At 73.7% G+C, this 19,862-nt stretch carries 15 protein-coding genes; 6 read left to right on the forward strand and 9 right to left on the reverse strand.

The window, feature by feature from the left end; all coding sequences use genetic code 11:
• Positions 1-458 precede the first annotated feature (458 nt).
• The 5 genes from ACIPSC_RS25095 to ACIPSC_RS25115 form a co-directional block, all read right to left on the reverse strand.
• Positions 459-1,769, reverse strand: a complete 1,311-nt coding sequence (locus ACIPSC_RS25095) for a DUF58 domain-containing protein (protein WP_400828316.1) — start codon at positions 1,767-1,769, stop codon at positions 459-461.
• A 120-nt stretch (positions 1,770-1,889) separates the two neighbouring features.
• Positions 1,890-2,876, reverse strand: coding sequence for an AAA family ATPase (locus ACIPSC_RS25100; RefSeq protein WP_400828479.1), 987 nt, complete (start codon positions 2,874-2,876; stop codon positions 1,890-1,892).
• Positions 2,877-2,902: 26 nt separating this feature from the next.
• Positions 2,903-4,186 (reverse strand): DUF4350 domain-containing protein, encoded by a 1,284-nt coding sequence (locus tag ACIPSC_RS25105; RefSeq protein WP_400828317.1) that lies wholly within the window; start codon positions 4,184-4,186, stop codon positions 2,903-2,905.
• Entirely contained in the window at positions 4,183-4,854 is a 672-nt protein-coding gene (locus ACIPSC_RS25110; RefSeq protein ID WP_400828318.1) for a DUF4129 domain-containing protein, read from the reverse strand. The genes ACIPSC_RS25105 and ACIPSC_RS25110 overlap by 4 nt, the downstream gene beginning before the upstream one ends.
• A 5-nt stretch (positions 4,855-4,859) precedes the next feature.
• A complete protein-coding gene (locus tag ACIPSC_RS25115) occupies positions 4,860-6,047 on the reverse strand; it encodes a hypothetical protein (RefSeq protein ID WP_400828319.1) in 1,188 nt (395 codons plus the stop codon).
• 285 nt (positions 6,048-6,332) lie between these two features.
• Here ACIPSC_RS25115 and mtrA point away from each other — a divergent pair, with 285 nt between their 5' ends.
• The 3 genes from mtrA to ACIPSC_RS25130 all read left to right on the forward strand — a co-directional run bounded on the left by mtrA (position 6,333) and on the right by ACIPSC_RS25130 (position 11,008).
• Positions 6,333-7,010 carry an MtrAB system response regulator MtrA gene (gene mtrA / locus ACIPSC_RS25120; protein ID WP_030061806.1) on the forward strand — a complete coding sequence of 226 codons (678 nt, stop codon included), beginning with the start codon at positions 6,333-6,335 and terminating at the stop codon, positions 7,008-7,010.
• 127 nt (positions 7,011-7,137) lie between these two features.
• Entirely contained in the window at positions 7,138-9,174 is a 2,037-nt protein-coding gene (mtrB, locus tag ACIPSC_RS25125; protein WP_400828320.1) for an MtrAB system histidine kinase MtrB, read from the forward strand.
• On the forward strand, positions 9,152-11,008 hold the full coding sequence (locus ACIPSC_RS25130; protein WP_400828321.1) for an LpqB family beta-propeller domain-containing protein: 1,857 nt from the start codon (positions 9,152-9,154) through the stop codon (positions 11,006-11,008). Before mtrB ends, ACIPSC_RS25130 begins: the two co-directional genes overlap by 23 nt.
• Positions 11,009-11,042: 34 nt before the next feature.
• On the opposite strand, the gene ACIPSC_RS25135 is transcribed toward ACIPSC_RS25130, so the two are convergent.
• Complete coding sequence (locus tag ACIPSC_RS25135; protein ID WP_400828322.1) at positions 11,043-11,798, reverse strand: ComF family protein; 756 nt, start codon at positions 11,796-11,798, stop codon at positions 11,043-11,045.
• Between the two features lie 367 nt (positions 11,799-12,165).
• Here ACIPSC_RS25135 and hpf point away from each other — a divergent pair, with 367 nt between their 5' ends.
• Together hpf and ACIPSC_RS25145 are read left to right on the forward strand one after the other, a co-directional pair.
• Positions 12,166-12,858 (forward strand): ribosome hibernation-promoting factor, HPF/YfiA family, encoded by a 693-nt coding sequence (gene hpf / locus ACIPSC_RS25140; protein ID WP_400828323.1) that lies wholly within the window; start codon positions 12,166-12,168, stop codon positions 12,856-12,858.
• 175 nt (positions 12,859-13,033) lie between these two features.
• Positions 13,034-13,792: a response regulator transcription factor gene (locus ACIPSC_RS25145; RefSeq protein ID WP_238862835.1), complete on the forward strand. Its 759-nt coding sequence runs from the start codon at positions 13,034-13,036 to the stop codon at positions 13,790-13,792.
• Between the two features lie 66 nt (positions 13,793-13,858).
• Here ACIPSC_RS25145 and ACIPSC_RS25150 read toward each other — a convergent pair whose 3' ends face one another.
• The gene (locus ACIPSC_RS25150) at positions 13,859-15,058 is read right to left on the reverse strand and encodes a winged helix-turn-helix domain-containing protein (RefSeq protein WP_400828324.1); all 1,200 of its coding nucleotides are present in this window, start codon (positions 15,056-15,058) and stop codon (positions 13,859-13,861) included.
• Between the two features lie 111 nt (positions 15,059-15,169).
• Entirely contained in the window at positions 15,170-15,820 is a 651-nt protein-coding gene (locus tag ACIPSC_RS25155) for a GNAT family N-acetyltransferase (RefSeq protein WP_400828325.1), read from the reverse strand.
• A gap of 251 nt (positions 15,821-16,071) precedes the next feature.
• On the opposite strand from ACIPSC_RS25155, the gene secA reads away from it, so the two are divergent.
• On the forward strand, positions 16,072-18,834 hold the full coding sequence (gene secA / locus ACIPSC_RS25160) for a preprotein translocase subunit SecA (protein ID WP_400828326.1): 2,763 nt from the start codon (positions 16,072-16,074) through the stop codon (positions 18,832-18,834).
• A 245-nt stretch (positions 18,835-19,079) separates the two neighbouring features.
• Here the strand turns inward: secA and ACIPSC_RS25165 are convergent, their stop codons facing one another.
• Positions 19,080-19,586 carry an Rv3235 family protein gene (locus ACIPSC_RS25165; RefSeq protein ID WP_400828327.1) on the reverse strand — a complete coding sequence of 169 codons (507 nt, stop codon included), beginning with the start codon at positions 19,584-19,586 and terminating at the stop codon, positions 19,080-19,082.
• Positions 19,587-19,862: the final 276 nt, after the last annotated feature.

The following is a 19,862-nucleotide window of genomic DNA, read 5'->3' on the forward strand; positions in this document are numbered from 1 at the left end:
ATGGTACTGCAGGGGGGACCCTGTGGGAGAGTAGGACGCCGCCGAACAATCATTCCGAAGAACCCCCGATCCATTCCGGATCGGGGGTTCTTTGCATTTCCGGGGACTGTCCAGGTGCCAGGGAATGCACGAGGGACTGGCCCTCTTCCAGGCCTTCAGGCTCTGGCACCGCAGAGGCCCAATCCTTGAGAGGCCGGTCCCGCCGGTCGCTCCGGGGCGCCTTGCAGGGACCCCCGCCGACCGGCCGCTGAGAGCCTGAGAGGCCGCCTCTGAAGAGCCGGAGCCGAGCTCCTGACGGCCTCCCGAAGGGATCCAGAGGGCACGTGAGAAGAGATCCCGACCACCCGCGGGCAACACACCACCGTCCTCCCCCACGCCCGGCCTCAGCAGGCCGGCGTACAGAAGAGCCCCGCTGCACTGCGCAGCGGGGCTCTGGCGTGTCTGTGGAGGGCCGCCGGTCAGAGGCGGCCGGCGGCCTTGAGGGCGAGGTAGGCGTCGGCGAGGGCCGGGGCCACCGAGGCGGGCGGGGCGTCGAGGACGGTGATGCCCTGGCGGGTGAGGCGGTCGGCCGTGCGGCGGCGGTCGGCGCGGGTCTGCTCGGCGGCGGCCGCGCCGTACACGGCCTCGACGGTGCCGCGGCCGGCGGCCAGCTCGTCCAGGCGGGGGTCGGAGACGGAGGCGAGGACGACCTCGTGTCGCTTGGTGAGCATCGGCAGCAGGGGGAGCAGGCCGTCCTCCACGGGAGCCGCGTCGAGGCCCGTGAGCAGGACGATCAGTGAGCGGTGCGGTGCCATCTTCAGCGCGGTGGCGACCATCGACCGCATGTCCGTCTCGTAGAGGGCGGGTTCCATGACGGCCATCGCGCTGGTGAAGGCCGGCAGGATCTCGCTGGGGGACCGCCCGGCCACGGAGACGCGCTTGCGCAGGTCGTGGGCGAGCAGGTCGACCCGGTCGCCCGCCTTGGTGGCGAGCGCGGTGAGCAGCAGTGCGGCGTCGAGCGAGGCGTCGAGGCGCGGGGCGTCGCCGACCCGCCCGGCGGAGGTGCGGCCGGTGTCGAGGACGATCAGGATGTGGCGGTCGCGCTCGGGCCGCCAGGTGCGGACCGCGACGGTGTGCCGGCGGGCGCTGGCGCGCCAGTCGATGGAGCGGACGTCGTCGCCGGCGAGGTACTCGCGCAGGGAGTCGAACTCGGTGCCCTGGCCACGGGTCAGGACGGAGGTGCGGCCGTCGAGTTCGCGGAGCCGGGCGAGCCGGGAGGGCAGGTGCTTGCGGCTGTTGAACGGGGGCAGGGCACGGACCGTCCAGGGGACGAGGTGCGAGCCCTGACGGCCGGCCAGACCGAGGGGGCCGAGGGAACGGACCGTCACCTTGTGGGCGTGGTGATCGCCGCGCCGGGTCGGGGTGAGGACGGTGGTGACGCGGCGTCGCTCGTGGCCGGGGATGCGCAGGCTGTGCCGGGAAGCGGCGAGCTCGGTGCCGGGCCGCCAGGCGGACGGGGCCCAGGCGTCGCGGATGCGGGCGCGGAGCGGGCGGCCGGAGGGGTTGGTGACGGTCAGTTCGACCGACGCGGGCTCACCGAGGCGGACGTTGGTGTCGCCACCGCGGGCGAGCCGGAGGCTGCGGACCGGGGCGGCGAGCACCAGATCGACGACGACGGCGAGCAGGACGGTGCCGGTGACGGCGGCGAGGCCGGCCGCGGACGGCAGGAGCAGGCCCACGACGAGCGCGCCGAGTGCGGCGAGGAGGGCGGTACGCCCGGTGAGGGCCATGCGTTGCGCTCCTTCGTCGAAGCGGGGTCGTCAGGAGGGGTCGTCAGGAGGGGGCGTCAGGTAGGAGAGTCGTCAGAACCGGGGCGGGCGTCGCACGCCCGCCCCACGGGACTGTGCGGCTCAGCGCGGGGCGGGCGTCTGGGCGAGGACGGCCTGGATGACGGAGTCGGCGGTGACGCCCTCCATCTCCGCCTCGGCGCGCAGCGCGACGCGGTGGCGCAGGGTGGGCAGGGCGAGCGCCTTGACGTCGTCGGGGCTGACGTAGTCGCGGCCGGCCAGCCAGGCCCAGGCGCGGGAGGCGCCCAGGAGCGCGGTGGCGCCGCGCGGGGAGACGCCGATGGAGAGCGAGGGGGACTGCCGGGTGGCCCGGCAGAGGTCGACGATGTAGGCGAGGACCTCGGGCGAGACGGTGAGCTTGGCGATCTGCTCGCGGGCGGCGGCGATGTGCTCGGGGCCGGCGACCGGGCGGACGCCGGCGGCGCCGAGGTCGCGCGGGTCGAAGCCGGCGGCGTGCCGGGCGAGGACCTGGAACTCCTGGTCGCGGTCGGGCAGCGGCAGGATCAGCTTCAGCAGGAAGCGGTCGAGCTGGGCCTCGGGCAGCGGGTAGGTGCCCTCGTACTCGACCGGGTTCTGCGTCGCGGCGACGAGGAACGGGACGGGCAGCGCGCGCGGCTCGCCGTCGACGGTGACCTGGCGCTCCTCCATGGCCTCCAGCAGGGCGGCCTGGGTCTTCGGAGGGGTGCGGTTGATCTCGTCGGCGAGCAGCAGGTTGGTGAAGACCGGGCCGGGCTGGAAGGAGAACTCGGCGGTGCGGGCGTCGTAGACGAGCGAGCCGGTGACGTCGCCGGGCATCAGGTCGGGGGTGAACTGGATGCGCTTGGTCTCCAGGCTGAGCGCGGTGGAGAGGGTGCGGATCAGCAGGGTCTTCGCCACGCCGGGGACGCCTTCGAGCAGCACGTGGCCGCCGCAGAGCAGGGCGACGACGAGGCCGGTGACGGCGGCGTCCTGGCCGACCACGGCCTTGGCGATCTCGGCGCGCAGGGCGGTGAGCGCCTGACGCGGGTCACTGGTGGTGCCGGGGGTGGCGGGCGCCGTGCCGGGGGTGATGCGGAGCTGGGCGGTGGCCTGTTCGGTCACGGCTTCCGTACCTGCCTTTCGAGGGCGTCGAGGTCGTCGGCGAGCCGCAGCAGGGCGGCGTCGTCGGTCGGGGGCGGGCCGTACAGGACCGCCTGGACGTCGCCGGCGGGGCGGTCGGGGAGGCGGTCGAGGACGGCCGCGCAGAGCGCAGTGGGGTCGGGGACCCCGGCGTCGAGCGGGACGCCCAGGGCGGGGGCGAGGCGGTGCGCGGCGGCGCGGCGAAGGGCGTCGGCGGCGCGGCCGCGGGCCTTGGCCCGGCGGTAGAGGCGGGCGCGGCCCTCGGTGGTCTCGGCCGCGCGGACCACGACCGGGAGGTTCTCGCTGATGACGGGGCCGAGCCGGCGGGCGCGCCAGAGGGCGGCGAGCAGGACGGCGACGGCGAGCTGGTAGCCGCCCCAGCGCCAGCCGTCGGGGACGAAGTCGCCGAGCTCCTTCCGGTGCCCGCCCTCGGCGAGCAGGGCGCCGTAGTCGGGCAGCTGCCAGGTGACGTTGGGCCGGGAGCCGAGCAGGCCGAGCGCGAGCGAGGCGTTGCCGTCCTTCTTGACGAGCTCGTTGGTGAGGAAGTCGCCGCTGCCGAGGACGACGACCTCGGCGTCCTTGCCGGTCCGGAGGGTGACCAGCGGGTAGCCGTGGCCGCGCGGGTAGCAGCCCTCGCCGCGGCTGCCGGCGGTGTAGAGCAGGCCGCCGAGGTGGGCGGTGCCGGCCCGGACGGCCTCGGGGAGCGAGCACTGGGCGGCGGTGCTGCGGACGGCCGCGTAGGGGGCGCCGCCGCCCTCGTCGGAGGGGCGGATGCCGGGCGCCAGGGCGCTGAGCGCGGCCGGGCCGGGGGAGAGCAGGACCAGGCGGGTGTGCTTGGCGGCGGCGAGGGCGCGCAGCTGCTCGGGGGTGAGCAGGTCGGGCTCGGGGATGACGAGGGTGTCGTTGCCGGCGGGGCGCCCGGTGAGGTCCTCGGCGATGTCGACCTTGAGGCCTTCGCGCTGGAGCAGGGCGACCACGGCGTGGGTGCCGGTGGCGTCGTAGGAGCGCGGGTCGAGCCGGGGGTAGCGGCGGTCCTGGTTCAGGCCGGCCAGCACGGTGGCAGCGAGCAGGAGCAGCGCGGCGCTGAGCAGGTACCAGCGGGAGCGGCGCCAGAGGCTGCGGCTGGTGGGCGCCAGGCTGGTGGCGCTGCCGGGCGCCTGCGGCGGCGGGCCGGCCGGGCCGGCCGGTGCGGCCTGGTCGGCGGGGGAAGCGGCCGCGGCGGGCTGCGGCGGGAGGGCCGGTCCGGGGGTGGTGGTGGTCATGCCGCTCCTCCCGGTGCCGCGGCGAGGGCCGGACGGGCGCGTTCGAGGGCCCGGTCGAGGTCGCGGAGCAGCTGGTAGGCGGCCTGGTCGGCGGTGCGGTCGCCGTAGGCGATGTCGTCGAAGGTGCGGGCGGCCGCGGTGAGGGCGGCGGCGTGCTCGGGCAGCGAGCGGCCGGCTTCGGCGGCGGCCTCGTCGGCGGTGCGGCCGGGGCGGGTGTCGAGCAGGGTGCGCTCCTCCAGAGCCCGGACCAGGGCGCGCATCTGCTCGCGGACGGCCTCGGCCCACTCGCCGGCGGCGGCGTGCCGCTCGGCGTCGGCCCGGTACTGGGCGGCGGTACGCGGTCCGGCGGTGCCGAAGACGTCGAGGATGGTGCGGGCGGCCCGGCGGGGGGCGCCGAATCGCCACCAGAGGCCGACGCCGATCAGGACGGCGACCACCAGGAAGACGACCAGCCCGGTGGTCCCGCTGGTGCCGTCGCCGGCGATGGCGTCCAGCGCGTCGTTGATCCGGTCCATGATCCAGTCGTAGACCCGCTCCTGGAGGCTCGGGTCGTGGCGGTGGTAGTCCGCCTTGAGCAGCTCGTCGCGGGCGGCCTCGCGGGCCGGGTCGCGAGGCACGGTGATCGGCGCACCGCCGGCCGCCCGCGGAACGTCCCCCCAGTTCGGCATCCGGTTCAGAGCCTCGCCGCGCTGGGGTCGCTCTGGCCGCTCCAGCCGGTGGCGCCGTACTCGGACAGGCCGGCGGCGCGGGCCAGCTCGATGTCCAGCGCCTCACGCCGGATCCGCTGGTCGACGTAGAGGAGCACGCCGATGGCGGCGGTGAACGGGATGGTGATCGTGGCGGAGATGACGCCGGCGACGGCGGTGGTGATCAGCATCGCGGCGGGCAGCGTGGCGGCGTCGCCGTTGTCGACCTGGCCGGCCAGGTCGTCGAAGCCGAGCACGAGGCCGACGACGGTGAACGGCACGCTGATCATCCCGGCGACGATGGCGGCCATCAGCTGGCTGAGCAGGTTGATGCCGAACAGCCGCCACCAGGAGCCGCGGACCAGGCGCCGGGAGCGGGAGAGGGCGGTCAGGATGCCCTGCTTCTCCAGCATCAGCGCAGGCGCGGCCAGGCTGAGCTGGATCCAGAGCCAGAGGGCGACCGGGAGGCTGAGCAGTCCGACCACGACGAGCAGCGCCGCGATCACGGGCTCGTGCGCCCCGGAGAGCAGGTAGCCGATCAGCGGGGTGAAGCCCAGCAGGACGACGCCGGCGCCGATCAGACCGGTCAGCAGGGTCAGGCCGGTGAGCTGGAGCATCCGGGGGCGGGCGTCGCGCCAGGCGTCCCGGACGGTGGCGTTCTGCCCGAGGATGGCGCGGCTGACGACCATGGTCAGCAGGGCGGTGGCGACGACGCCGAGCAGCATCGTCAGCGGCAGGCTGACCAGCGCGCCCAGGATCGGGGTGAGGTCGCCGGTGTCGCCGTTCACGGCGAACTGGGTGCCGGTGACGGCGGCCTGGTGGACCACGGCGACGCCGAGCGAGAGGCCGAGCGTGGTGCGCCAGTGCTTGCGGATGGTGGAGACGGCTCCGTCGAGGAGCTCGCCGAGGCCGAGCGGGCGCAGCGGGATGACGCCGGGCTTGGGGCTGGCCGGGACGCCCCAGCCGTACGGGCCGGGCAGGCCGTAGGGGAGCTGCCCGCCGGGGCCGGGCTGCGGGCCGCCGTGGCCGGCGCCCCAGGCGGGCGGCGGGGCGGGCACGCCCTGCGGTGGTACCGACTGCCCGGGCACGGCGGCGGGCGTGTCGGCCGGGGGCCGGGGCTCGTCGCGGGGCGGCTCGGACGAGCTGGGCGAGGCCCAGCCCGGAGTGTCGGTCATCACTGCTCCTCGGAGGGCTTCAGGTTCGCGGCGCCGGGTGGATCTTCATCCGCGCGCAGCGCCCATCGTGCCATGGTGCTCGGACGGGCCCCAGGGGTATCCGGTTGCTGTACGGCAACGGGGGCGCGCGGGGTGGCCGCGGGGTGGCTCCCGGGCGGCCGGGCGGCGGCGGGCGGTGGTCATTCGCCCGGTATGGCCGGAATTCGCCGGGTGGCTTGTTGGCCGTTCTGGAGCAATGGGACTGCTGTGCGGCAGGTCACAATCCGGTAATGAGAAGATGGACGCATGAAGGGACGCGTCCTCGTCGTTGATGACGACTCCGCACTGGCCGAGATGCTCGGCATCGTGCTGCGTGGTGAGGGTTTTGAGCCGTTTTTCGTCGCGGATGGGGACAAGGCACTAGCCGCGTTCCGGGAGACCAAGCCCGATCTGGTGCTGCTGGACCTCATGCTGCCCGGTCGGGACGGCATCGACGTCTGCCGCCAGATCCGGGCGGAGTCGGGCATCCCGATCGTCATGCTGACCGCCAAGACGGACACCGTGGACGTCGTGGTCGGCCTGGAATCCGGTGCCGACGACTACGTCACCAAGCCGTTCAAGCCCAAGGAGCTGGTGGCCCGGGTGCGCGCGCGGCTGCGCCGTGCCGAGGAGCCGACGCCCGAGCAGCTGACCATCGGCGATCTGGTGATCGACGTGGCCGGCCACTCGGTGAAGCGGGACGGCCGGGGCATCCCGCTGACCCCGCTGGAGTTCGACCTGTTGGTCGCGCTGGCCCGCAAGCCCTGGCAGGTGTTCACCCGCGAGGTGCTGCTGGAGCAGGTCTGGGGCTACCGCCACGCGGCGGACACCCGCCTGGTCAACGTGCACGTCCAGCGCCTCCGCTCGAAGATCGAGAAGGACCCGGAGCGCCCCGAGATCGTGGTGACCGTCCGCGGCGTCGGCTACAAGGCCGGGCCCAGCTGACGTGATGTACCGGGCTGACGAGACCCCGTCGGGTACCGCGACCGGCGGGGGCGCCGCCGTGCGCGGGGACGTGCTGAGTTCGACCACGCGCAGCCGCCGCCGGCGCGGGCCGCGTTCCCTGTTCGCGATGGCCGCCCGTCAGCTGCGCTGGCCGGTCCAGCGGGTGGTGGCCCTGTACCGCCGCTCGATCCAGCTGCGGGTGGTCGCGGCCACGCTGCTGCTCTCCGTCGTGGTCGTGCTGGTCCTGGGCGTGGTCGTGGTGGCCCAGGTCCGCAACGGCCTGCTGGACACCAAGAAGGACTCGGCGCGCAACCAGGCCAAGTCCGGGTTCCTGACCGAGCTGAAGAAGATCGACGAGGCGAAGGACCTGCGCCTCAAGGTGGGCGCGACCGCGGACCCGTCCACCGAGGAGATCGGCACCTGGCTGCTGAAGCAGGTCGGCGACCTCGCCGCCGGCGGGCAGGGCGTCTACTCGGTGATCGCCACGCTGCCCGGCAGCGGCCAGACGGTCACGCCCGAGCAGACCGGCCTCGGGCCGCGCTACTCCGGCGACATCCTGCCGAACAGCATCCCGGAGAGCCTGCGGGCGAAGGTCTCCTCCGAGACCGGGATCTTCGACCAGCCGACCGTGATCCACCGCGGCACCGAGAGCGGCGGGCGGACCGAGCCCGGCCTCGCCATCGGCACGCAGTTCTCCGGCCCGACCAATGAGCCGTACCAGCTGTACTACGTCTTCTCCTTCGGCCAGGAGACCAACACCCTCGGCCTGGTCACCGGGACGCTGGCCACCGCCGGCGTCTTCGTGGTGATCATGATGGGCGGCATCGCCTGGCTGGTGGTGCGCCAGGTGGTCACCCCGGTCCGGATGGCCGCCGGGATCTCCGAGCGGCTGGCCGCCGGGCACCTGGAAGAGCGGATGAAGGTCACCGGGACGGACGACATCGCCCGCCTCGGGGAGTCCTTCAACCGGATGGGCAACGCGCTGCAGGCGCAGATCCGCCAGCTGGAGGAGCTCTCCCGGGTGCAGCGGCGCTTCGTCTCCGACGTCTCGCACGAGCTGCGCACCCCGCTGACCACGGTGCGGATGGCCGCGGACCTGATCTACGACAGCCGCGAGGACCTCGACCCGATGGCGGCCCGCTCGGCCGAGCTGCTCCAGGGCCAGCTGGACCGCTTCGAGTCGCTGCTCGCCGACCTGCTGGAGATCAGCCGCTTCGACGCCGGCGCCGCGATCCTGGACGCCGAGCCGGTGGACCTGCGCGACATCGTCGGCCGGGTGATCGAGGCCGCCGATCCGCTGGCCCAGGCCAAGGGCAGTGCGGTGGTGATCCGCGGCGACGGCGAGCCGGTGGTGGCCGAGGTCGACTCCCGCCGGATCGAGCGCATCCTGCGCAACCTGGTGGTCAACGCCCTGGAGCACGGCGAGGGCCGTGACGTCGTGGTCCGGCTGGGCTCGGCCGACGGCGCGGTCGCGGTCGGCGTGCGCGACTACGGCATCGGGCTCAAGCCCGGCGAGGCCTCCCGCGTCTTCCACCGCTTCTGGCGGGCCGACCCCTCCCGGGTGCGGACCACCGGCGGCACCGGGCTCGGCCTCTCCATCGCGGTCGAGGACGCACACCTGCACGGCGGCTGGCTGCAGGCCTGGGGCGAGCCCGGCGGCGGCTCGCACTTCCGGCTCACCCTGCCGCGCACCCGCGGCGGCGAGATCAGCCGCGCGCCGTTCCGGCTGGAGCCGGAGGACTCGCGCAACAACCGGGGCCTCGGCACGTACGGGACGCCCTACCGCCGGGCGATCCGCCCGGCCGGCGCCACCGCGCTGACCGCCGCGGAGGACGCCGTCCCGGAGACCCCGGAGACCCCGGAGGCCTCCGGCAACGGCTTCGGCAGCGGGCTCGGCGGTGTGCTGAGCATCGGCCCGGGCCTCGGCAACCCCCGGCTGCCGGAGGGGCCGCGCTCCGACCCCTCGGACGTGCGGACCGCGGGCGCCGGATACGGTGCCACGGGTGCCCAGGTCATGGTGGACCCGACGCCCGGGCGGCCGTCGGTGGCACAGCGGACGGCGGGGCCGGACGAGGCGGACGGGCCCGGGGCGGCGGAGGCCGCGGTCGGCACGGGCGGGACGGACATGGAGGGGTCGCAGCGTGCGAAGGACCAGCAGGACTGAGCCGCGGCTGGCCGCGGCGGCCGGCGCGGTGGTGGGCACCCTGCTGGTGAGCGGCTGCGCCGCGATGCCGGACTCCGGCGGCATCGGCAAGGTCGAGCTCTCGCAGGGGACGGCCGACAAGAACCTGCAGGTCAGGGTCTTTCCGGTGGGTCCGGCCAAGGGGGCCAAGCCGGCCAACCTGCTGGCCGGCTTCCTGGACGCGCTGACCTCGGACGAGAGCTACGACACCGCCCGCCAGTACCTCACCGCCGAGGCGGGGATGCGCTGGAAGCCGGACGCCGGCATCAAGGTGCTCGCGGCGAACCCCGCGGTGCCGTCCAGCCAGACCGTGACCGACGCCGACACGTCGTTCGCGATCCGGGCCTCCAGCCGGGTCGTCGCCGAGGTGGACGACAAACACGCCTACCGGTTCGCGGACGGCCAGCGGGACGTCGCCCTCCCGTTCTCCTTCGTCCGGGAGAAGGGCGGCGAGTGGCGGATATCCGAGCTGCCCGACGGCGTCGTCATCAACGAGACCAACTTCCGCAACAGCTACCGCCAGGTGGACCGCTTCTTCTACGCGAAGCAGGACCCGTCCGCGGCCGCCGCCCCGGAGGTGCTGATCGCCGACCCGATCTATCTGCGGCGCCGGACGGACCCGCTGACCTCGGCCGCCCGCGCATTGGTGGCCGGTCCGTCCGACTGGCTCTCCCCGGTGGCCCAGACCGCCTTCCCGACCGGCAGCACCGTCGAGCATGTGAGCGTGGACGAGAGCCGCACCGCCCGGGTGGTGCTCAGCGGCGTCGACCTCGGCAGCACCATGCTCTGCCGGCGGATGGCCACCCAGCTCTTCTACACCCTCGCCGACCAGGGCAAGGGGCAGGTCGAGCGGCTGGACCTGAAGGGCCCGCGCGGAGCCGGCTGCCAGGCGAGCCGCACCGACGTGCCGTTCACCGGCCCCGGCGCGCTGGTCGGGCCGTCCGCGGGCCAGCAGTACCTCCAGCGCGCCGAGGACGGTGTGCTGATGGAGGTCCACGACGCCGAGGGCAGCACCGTCCGCGGCCCGCTCGGCAAGCCGCAGCCGAGCAAGCAGCCGCTCGGCACCATCGCGGTGGCCCGGGACGGCGCCCGCGCCGCGGCGATCGCGGCCAACGGCCACCAGCTCTACACGGTCGGGCTCTCGGACAACGTGCGGACGATGCCCGAGCCGCTGCTCACCACCCCGGTCCGCGCCGGGGACAAGGCCGAGGACGGCCTCGCCTCGCCCAGCTGGGACGGCCGCGGCGACCTCTGGGTGGTCGACCGCGACCCGCAGAACCGCCGGGTGCTGATGGTGCGCGGCGACAAGCCCGTCACCGTGCCGGTCGAGGGCCTGGACGGGAACACCGTGCAGGACCTCAAGGTCTCCTCCGACGGCGTCCGGGTCGCCCTGGTGCTCAAGGACGTCCGCGGCACCCGCTCGCTCTGGCTGGGCCTGGTGGTCCACGGCGGCAGCAAGGACGCGCCGACCGCGCAGGTCGTCGGGCTGCGCCCGGCCGCGCCGCTGCTCACCGAGGTCGCCTCGGTGTCCTGGGCGGAGGCGGACCAGCTGCTGGTGCTGGGCAAGGAGAACGGCCGGCTGCCGCAGCTGCACTACATGAGCACCGACGGCTCGCAGAACAGCGAGGCCCCGCTGCAGGGCGGTGAGGGGATGTCCTCGGCGGCGGCGTCCGAGGCACGCGGGGACGTCCTGCAGGAGGTCAAGCCGGTGCTGGCGCGGCAGGCCGCGGACGGCAAGGTGTACCGGCTCGTCAACAGTCAGTGGCGCGAGGTCAACCCGAGCTTCCGGGCGTCCGCCTTCGTCTACCCGGGCTGAGGGCCGGGGTCGTACCCGGGCTGCGGCCCGCCGTCTACCCGGACTGGGGCCCGCCGTCCAGCCGGGCCGAGGCCCGCGGGCGCGGGACGGCGGCCGCGACGGTGGCGGCGGCCTTCGGGGCGAGCCTGGCGGCGGTCAGGGCCCGCGCGGCCTCGGCCAGGCTGGCGCCGGTGGTCACCAGGTCGTCCACCAGCACCGGCTGACGCCCCTTCAACCGGCAGGCCGCGCGCGGCAGTACGGTGAGCGCGCCGTGCAGGTTGCGCCGCCGCTCGGCGGCGGACAGTCCGGCCTGGTCCGCGACCGGGCGGGTGTGCCGCAGCAGGGGCGCCGCACGGGCGTCCAGCCCCGACCGGCGCAGGGACCTGGCGGCCGCGTCGGCCAGCCGCAGCGTCGGGTCGTGGCCGCGGGCGCGGACGGCGGCCGGGGCGGAGGGCATCGGGACCAGCAGCAGCGGCGCGAGCCCGGCACGCGGCCCGAGCGAGGAGCGCACGGCCCTGGCGAGCGCGTCGCCCAGCGGGCCGGCCAGCCGAAGGGCCCCTCGTTCCTTGTGGGCGAGCAGCAGTTGGCGTACCGGGTCGGCATACGGGGCGGCGGCGTGCACCCAGGGCAGCGCGGTGGGCCCGGGCCGGGCGGTGGCCAGCGCGCGGCGGCAGACGGGGCAGAGCTGGCTGCGGTCGGTGCCGCAGCCGGCGCAGCGGGCCGGCAGCAGGACGTCCAGGAGGCCGGCCAGTGCGTGGGCGAACGGGCCCTGGGCGGTCTGCGGACGGGGGGTCGTGGAGGTGGGCGGCACGGCTGCTCCTGGCGGCTGCAGGCACGGAGAGTGAGCAAAGGATGCGCCGTACGAGGGGTGTTGTCCAGGTATTTACCCATGTTTCACTCGCTGGAGGGTAGACAGGGTGCAACAGCTTGACGACCAGGCCACAGCATCGGGTCATACCCACTTATCCGCCTGGGGAGGCGAAAACCCCCTGTGAGGTGTTCGATGAGGCTCCAGGGGGTTTCAACCGTCCCTGATGGGGAGGAAGTGAGGTGAGGGCCAGTCGCTTCCGCCGTTCGCGGTGGAGCGGGGGCCGGCAGTGGATTGGCTGGTCCAGCTGGGTCTCAGCCCGATTCGGTAGCACCCGGATCGGCGTCAGCACGAGGGATCGGAGTTCTGCGTGGACATCGTCGTCAAGGGCCGCAAGACCGAGGTGCCCAAGAGGTTCCGGGATCACGTGGCCGAGAAGCTGGAGAAGGTCCAGAAGTTCGACACCAAGGCGATCAGCCTCGATGTCGAGGTGTCCAAGGAACACAACCCGCGGCAGGCCGACCGGTCGGACCGCGTGGAGATCACTCTCCGTACCCGTGGCCCGGTGATCCGGGCCGAGGCCGCCGCCGGCGATCCGTACGCGGCGCTCGACCTGGCCTCGGCGAAGCTCGACGCGCAGCTGCGCAAGTCCGCGGACCGGCGCCGGGTACACAAGGGCGGCAACGGCCGCACCCCCATCAGCGTCGCCGAGGCGACCGCGGCCCTGGCCGCGCTGCCCGAGACGTCGCAGCCGGAGGGCGTGACCAACGGGGCCGTCCGCAAGACCATGATGGGATCCCTGGAAGTCGAGGGCGAAGGCCCGCTGGTGGTCCGGGAGAAGACCCACCCGGCCGCCCCGATGGCGCTCGACCAGGCGCTCTACGAGATGGAGCTGGTCGGCCACGACTTCTACCTCTTCGTGGAGAAGGACAGCGGTCTGCCGAGTGTCGTCTACCGGCGGCACGGCTACAACTACGGCGTCATCCACCTGAAGGCCGACGGCTCGGCCATGGCGGGTGGCGGCGCGGGCGGTGCGATCGGCGGGGCCGACGACGAGGACTGACCGTTCGAACAGTGTGGGAGAGGTGACCCCGGTGGCGGCTGCCGCCGGGGTCACCGGCGTTCCGGGGCGCTCCCGGGGTCACCGGATGCGGGGCGATCGGCGCCGGAGGGTGACCGCGGGGCCTCCCGGCCGTGGAATGATTGGCGCACGACTACCGGCAACGGGGGAGGAGCGGATGGGGGATCACTTCGGGCTGGGGCCCGCCAAGGGGCCTGTCGCGGGGGTGACGACCGGGCCCGGGGGGGAGCCCGAGTACGCCCTGCACCGGGGGGAGCCGATCCGCGTCCTGGTGGTCGACGACCACGCGCTGTTCCGCCGCGGGCTGGAGATCGTGCTCGCGGAGGAGGAGGACATCAAGGTCATCGGCGAGGCCGGGGACGGCGCCGAGGCCGTGCTCAAGGCCGCCGACCTGCTGCCCGACATCATCCTGATGGACGTCCGGATGCCCCGCCGCAGCGGGATCGAGGCGTGCACCGCGATCAAGGACGTGGTGCCCAGCGCCAAGATCATCATGCTGACGATAAGCGACGAGGAGGCCGACCTCTACGAGGCGATCAAGGCGGGCGCCACCGGCTACCTGCTCAAGGAGATCTCCACCGACGAGGTCGCCACGGCGATCCGTGCCGTCGCCGACGGGCAGTCCCAGATCAGCCCGTCGATGGCCTCCAAGCTGCTCACCGAGTTCAAGTCGATGATCCAGCGCCGCTCCGACGACCGGGAGCTGGTGCCCGCGCCGCGGCTGACCGACCGGGAGCTGGAGGTGCTGAAGCTGGTGGCCACCGGGATGAACAACCGGGAGATCGCCAAGGAGCTGTTCATCAGCGAGAACACCGTGAAGAACCACGTGCGCAACATCCTGGAGAAGCTGCAACTGCACTCCCGGATGGAGGCCGTGGTCTACGCGATGCGGGAGAAGATCCTCGAAATAGGGTGACGCGGGCGCCCCGCGCCGGCGCGTCGGGCCGGAGCTCTGTGCGCCGTCTCCGGCCCAAGGCAGGACCTAGCTGTCGAGCAGCTTCTCCAGGGCCGGGCGCAGCGACTCGTCCTGCAGGGCCTCGACCCGCACCGCGTCGCAGCCCACCCACGCGGCCGCCTCGCGCAGGGCGGTGGCCAGCGCCTCGACGTGCCGCGCGGCGTCCAGCGAGACCTGACGCGCCACCAGGGTCCGTCCCTCGCGGCCCGGATCGACCCGGCCGACCAGTCGGCCGCCGGCCAGCAGCGGCATCGCGAAGTAGCCGTGCACCCGCTTGTGCCTGGGCGTGTAGGCCTCCAGCTTGTGCAGCATGCCGAAGATCCGCTCGGTGCGCGGGCGGTCCCAGATCAGCGAGTCGAAAGGCGAGAGCAGCGTGGTGCGGTGGCGGCCGCGCGGTGCGGCGGCGAGCGCCGCGGGGTCGGCCCAGGCGGCGGCGGTGGAGCCGGCCGGGCCCCAGCCGGCGACCTCCACCGGGACGAGCCCGGAGTCGGCGACCACGGCGTCCACCTGCTCGGGGCGGAGCCGGTGGTAGTCCAGGAGGTCGGCCCGGGTGGCCACGCCGAGCGCGGCGCCGGACTGGGCGACCAGGGTGCGCAGGCACTCCTCGTCGGTCGGCTCGGCGTGGAACAGCTCGGCGGGGACGGCCTGTTCGGCCAGGGCGTAGACGCGCTTCCAGCCGCGGCGCTCGGCGCAGACCACGTCGCCGAAGGCCAGCGCCCGCTCCACCGCGATCTTGGTGTCGGACCAGTCCCACCAGTCCGCCGTCTTCTTGGCGCCGCCCAGCTCGGTGGAGGTGAGCGGGCCGTCGGCCCGCAGCCGGGCCAGCACCCCCTGGTAGGTGGCCTCGTCCACCTGCTGGCCCCAGACGTTGTTGCGCTCGCGGTACCGGCGGCGGCGGAAGGCGAACAGCGGCCACTCCTCGACCGGCAGGATGCAGGCCGCGTGCGACCAGTACTCGAAGGTGGTGCCCGCGCTCCAGTACGCCGCCTCGACGGCCGGTCGGCCGACCGCGCCGAGCCGCGCGTACGGGACCAGCTCGTGCGAGCGGGCCAGCACCGAGATGGTGTCGAGCTGGACGGAACCGAGGTGCCGCAGCATCGCGCGCACGCCGCCCCGGCGGTCCGGTGCGCCGAGCAGGCCCTGGGCGCGCAGGGCGATGCGGCGGGCCTCGTCGGCGCTCAGGGTCGCGACGGGGGAGGGGGCCGGAGCGGCGGACATGGCGGTCATACCGGCGAGCGTAGACCGGGGGTACGACAACGGGGGCTCCGGAGGACGGCCCCGGGACCCGGCGGGGCCTACCGGGGCCCGGGGTGCCTCGGCCGACGGGCCCGGGGCGCCTCAGCCGACCGGCCCGGTGCGCCGGTCGTCCGGGCCGGAAGGGTCGGTGAGGTCGGCGAGGTCGGCGAGGTCGGTGGCGAGCAGCGCGCCGATCCAGGCGTCGTGGAACCGGCCGCGCTGCTCGCCGTACGAGCGCAGGGTGCCCTCCATGCGGAATCCGACCTTCTCGGCGACCGCGCGGGAGGGCTCGTTGCCGACGTAGGCCACCCACTCCAGGCGGCGCAGGCCCAGCTCGGCGAGGCCGTAGCGGGCCACCGCGCGGGCGGCCTCGACGGTGTACCCGCGGCCGCGGTGCTCCTTGGCCGCCCACCAGCCGATCTCGGCGGTGCCGGTGCGGCCGGGGTTGCGGGTCAGGCCCTGGGTGCCGACCAGGGCGCCGCTCTCGCGCTCGAAGACGCACCAGACGAGGGCGTTTCCGGTGCGCCATCCGTCGGCGGCGAGGTCGTGGACGAAGAATTCGGCGTCCTCGCGCCGGTACGGCACCGGAACGACCGTCCAGCGCTGGATCTCCTCGTCCTGGCAGGCCCGGTGGACGGCCTCGATGTCGGACTCCTGCGGGGCCCGCAGCACGAGGCGCTCGGTGGTGAGGGTGACCGGGCCGGCGGCGGGCCGGCCGGGCTGCTGGTCCTGCTGTTCCGTGGTCTCTCCCATACACGGATTATTCAGTGCAGAGAGGAATTCGAGCATTCGATTAACCACCGTTACCGCCCAACTGCCCGGGAAGCTGACCGATTTGCCCCGGTGGACGGCGCTATCGTGGCATGTGCTCGCACGAGTGACACGGGAATAGCGTGCTGACGCACCTCCCGGGGTGTTGGACTCCTCGCATACGATGGCCCGTGCGGTGGGGTGGACCCGCCGTGCAGTCGTCCAGTGCCAATACAGGCAAGGAGCCCGCTCAAGTGTCCGTCTTCGACAAGATCCTGCGCGCCGGCGAAGGCAAGATCCTTCGCAAGCTGCAGCGGATTGCTGCCCAGGTCAACTCCATCGAAGAGGACTTCGTCAACCTCACCGACGCCGAGCTGCGCGCGCTGACCGACGAGTACAAGCAGCGGCTCGCCGACGGCGAGACCCTGGACGACATCCTCCCCGAGGCGTTCGCCACCGTGCGCGAGGCCGCCAAGCGCGTGCTCGGCCAGCGCCACTACGACGTCCAGCTCATGGGCGGCGCGGCCCTGCACCTCGGCTACGTCGCCGAGATGCGCACCGGTGAGGGCAAGACCCTGGTCGGCACCCTGCCCGCGTACCTCAACGCGCTCACCGGCAAGGGTGTGCACCTGATCACCGTCAACGACTACCTCGCCGAGCGCGACTCGGAGTGGATGGGCCGGGTGCACCGCTTCCTCGGCCTCGAAGTCGGCGTGATCCTCGGCAACATGACGCCCGCCGAGCGCAAGCGCCAGTACGGGATGGACATCACGTACGGCACCAACAACGAGTTCGGCTTCGACTACCTGCGCGACAACATGGCCTGGTCGAAGGACGAACTCGTCCAGCGCGGCCACAACTTCGCGGTGGTCGACGAGGTCGACTCGATCCTCATTGACGAGGCCCGTACCCCGCTGATCATCTCCGGCCCGGCCGACCAGGCGACCAAGTGGTACGCCGACTTCGCCAAGCTGGTGCAGCGCCTGAAGATCGACCGCGACTACGAGGTCGACGAGAAGAAGCGCACCGTCGGCGTGCTGGAGGAGGGGGTCGGCCGGGTCGAGGACTACCTCGGCATCGACAACCTCTACGAGTCGGTGAACACCCCGCTGGTCGGCTTCCTGAACAACGCCATCAAGGCCAAGGAGCTGTACAAGCGGGACAAGGACTACGTCGTGATGAACGGCGAGGTCATGATCGTCGACGAGCACACCGGCCGCATCCTGGCCGGGCGCCGCTACAACGAGGGCATGCACCAGGCGATCGAGGCCAAGGAGGGGGTGGAGGTCCAGAACGAGAACCAGACGCTGGCCACCATCACCCTGCAGAACTTCTTCCGCCTCTACGACAAGCTGGCCGGTATGACCGGTACCGGCACCACCGAGGCGGCCGAGTTCCACCAGATCTACAAGCTCGGCGTGGTGCCGATCCCGACCAACAAGACGCCGCTGCGCATCGACCAGCCCGACCTGATCTACAAGTCGGAGCCGGCCAAGTTCGCCGCCGTGGTCGAGGACATCGCCGAGAAGCACGAGAAGGGCCAGCCGGTGCTGGTCGGCACCGTGTCGGTCGAGAAGTCCGAGTACCTGTCGCAGGAGCTGCGCAAGCGCGGCATCCCGCACGAGGTGCTGAACGCCAAGCACCACGAGCGCGAGGCGCAGATCGTCGCGCAGGCCGGCCGCAAGGGCGCCGTCACCGTCGCCACCAACATGGCCGGCCGTGGTACCGACATCATGCTCGGCGGCAACGCCGACCACCTGGCTTCCGCCGAGCTGGCCCAGCGCGGGCTCTCCGCGGTGGACAGCCCGGAGGAGTACGAGGCCGCGTTCCCGGCTGCGCTGGAGAAGGCCAAGGCCTCCGTGAAGGCGGAGCAGGACGAGGTCAAGGAGGCCGGCGGCCTCTACGTCCTCGGCACTGAGCGCCACGAGTCCCGCCGGATCGACAACCAGCTGCGCGGCCGCTCCGGCCGTCAGGGCGACCCGGGCGAGTCCCGCTTCTACCTGTCGCTCGGCGACGACCTGATGCGCCTGTTCAAGGCCGGCATGGTCGAGCGCGTCCTCTCCATGGCCAACGTGCCCGAGGACGTCCCGATCGAGTCCAAGATGGTCACCCGCGCCATCGCCTCGGCGCAGACGCAGGTCGAGCAGCAGAACTTCGAGATCCGCAAGAACGTCCTCAAGTACGACGAGGTGCTGAACCGCCAGCGCGAGGTCATCTACGGCGAGCGCCGTCGCGTGCTGGAGGGCGAGGACCTGCAGGAGCAGGTCGGCCACTTCATGGACGACACCGTCGAGGCCTACGTCAAGGCGGCCACCGGCGAGGGCTTCGAGGACGACTGGGACCTGGAGAAGCTCTGGTCCGCCCTCAAGCAGCTCTACCCGCTCACGCTGGAGCTGGAGGAGCTGGAGGAGGAGGCCGGCGGCACCGCCGGGCTGACCCCGGAGTTCCTCACCAAGGCCGTCCAGGAGGACATCCAGGCGCAGTACGGCGCCCGCGAGGACCAGCTCGGTGCGGAGATCATGCGCGAGCTGGAGCGCCGCGTCGTCCTCTCGGTGCTGGACCGCCGCTGGCGCGAGCACCTCTACGAGATGGACTACCTCCAGGAGGGCATCGGTCTGCGGGCCATGGCGCAGCGCGACCCGCTGGTCGAGTACCAGCGCGAGGGCTTCGACATGTTCACCGCGATGATGGAGGGCATCAAGGAGGAGTCCGTCGGCTACCTGTTCAACCTGGAGGTCCAGGTCGAGCAGCAGGTCGAGGAGGTCCCGGTCGAGGACACCGAGGTGATGCTCGACAAGCTGGAGAAGGACGCCGCCCGCCCGGAGATCAAGGCCAAGGGCCTGGAGGCCCCGAAGCCGCAGCGGCTGCACTACACGGCCCCCTCGGAGGAGGTCGGCGGCGGTGTGGTCGAGGGCGAGTTCGACGACTACGCGCCGGAGGACGAGGGCGACGGGATGACCCGCGCCGAGCGCCGCAAGGCCGCCAAGTCGGCCAAGGGCCGCCGCCGCAAGGGCTGATCCGCGGCCGGGCCGACCGGTCCGCCGCCACGCAGGGCGCCGCTCCCGTACGGGGGTGGCGCCCTGCGCCGTTCTGCGGGCGGGCCGGGCGGGCCGGGCGGGCCGGGCGGGCCGGGCAGGTCGCGCGGACCTCGCGGGCCTGGTGAGCGACGGCCGGGCCGGACCGGGCCGGGCGGGCGCAGGCCGCGCGACGGCGGGGCGCCCGCGCCCGGCCCGCCGCGGGGCGGCCGGCGCCGCCGCGGCGCTCACCGGGCCTCCACCGCGGTGCACTGCCACTGCCCGGCGGGCCCGCGCAGCTCCAGCCGGAACGCCACCATGTGGTGCCGGCTGCCGAGGTCGACCCGGACGCAGGCCTCCACCGCGTCCGGGGAGGGCGACCGGTCGTGCACCGGCCCGAGCCGCGGCCGGGCGGCGCCGCCGCGCCGCAGCGCACCCGCACGGACCAGCGAGGCGAGCTGGCCGTAGCCGTCCAGCGAGGTGTGGCGCATCAGCTGGCCGGACGGCCGGGCGCCGACGAGCACCTCGACCAGCTGGTGGGCGAAGCGGGTCGTCAGCCCGGCCCGCAGCCCCGGGTCGGTGGCAGCGGTTCCGGGGGCGGTGGCGCCGGCACAGGCGGCCCGCGGGTGGCGCGGCTGCCGCCCGCCGGCCGGCTGCCGGCAGGGCTGGACGCCGGGGTGCGGGTGGCGCAGCGGGTGGGGCCGGTCCGGGCGGCTGTCGCTGTGCGGGGTGGCCGACGGGTGCAAGGCGGTCACGGGTGCTCCTCGGGGACGGTCGTGCGACTACGGACGGACCCTTGCTAGCCGGGCCCCGCGCGGGCCGGCAACCGGGTTGTGGGGCGCTCCCGGGCGGCCGGAAGGTTCACCTATCCGGATGAACGGGCCAGGGCGGTGGCGGGCCCCCGCAGCGCCCGCACGGCACCCGGTTGACGTGCGGGGCCGGGCGGGAGGGCCCGAAAGAGGACGGTCCGGCTCCGCACCTCCCCGGCGCGGCCGCCCCCGGCGGCGTTGCGCCGCCGACCGCCCGGCGCG

It is taken from the genome of Kitasatospora sp. NPDC090091, assembly GCF_044747365.1.
In the GTDB taxonomy this organism is placed as follows: domain Bacteria; phylum Actinomycetota; class Actinomycetes; order Streptomycetales; family Streptomycetaceae; genus Kitasatospora.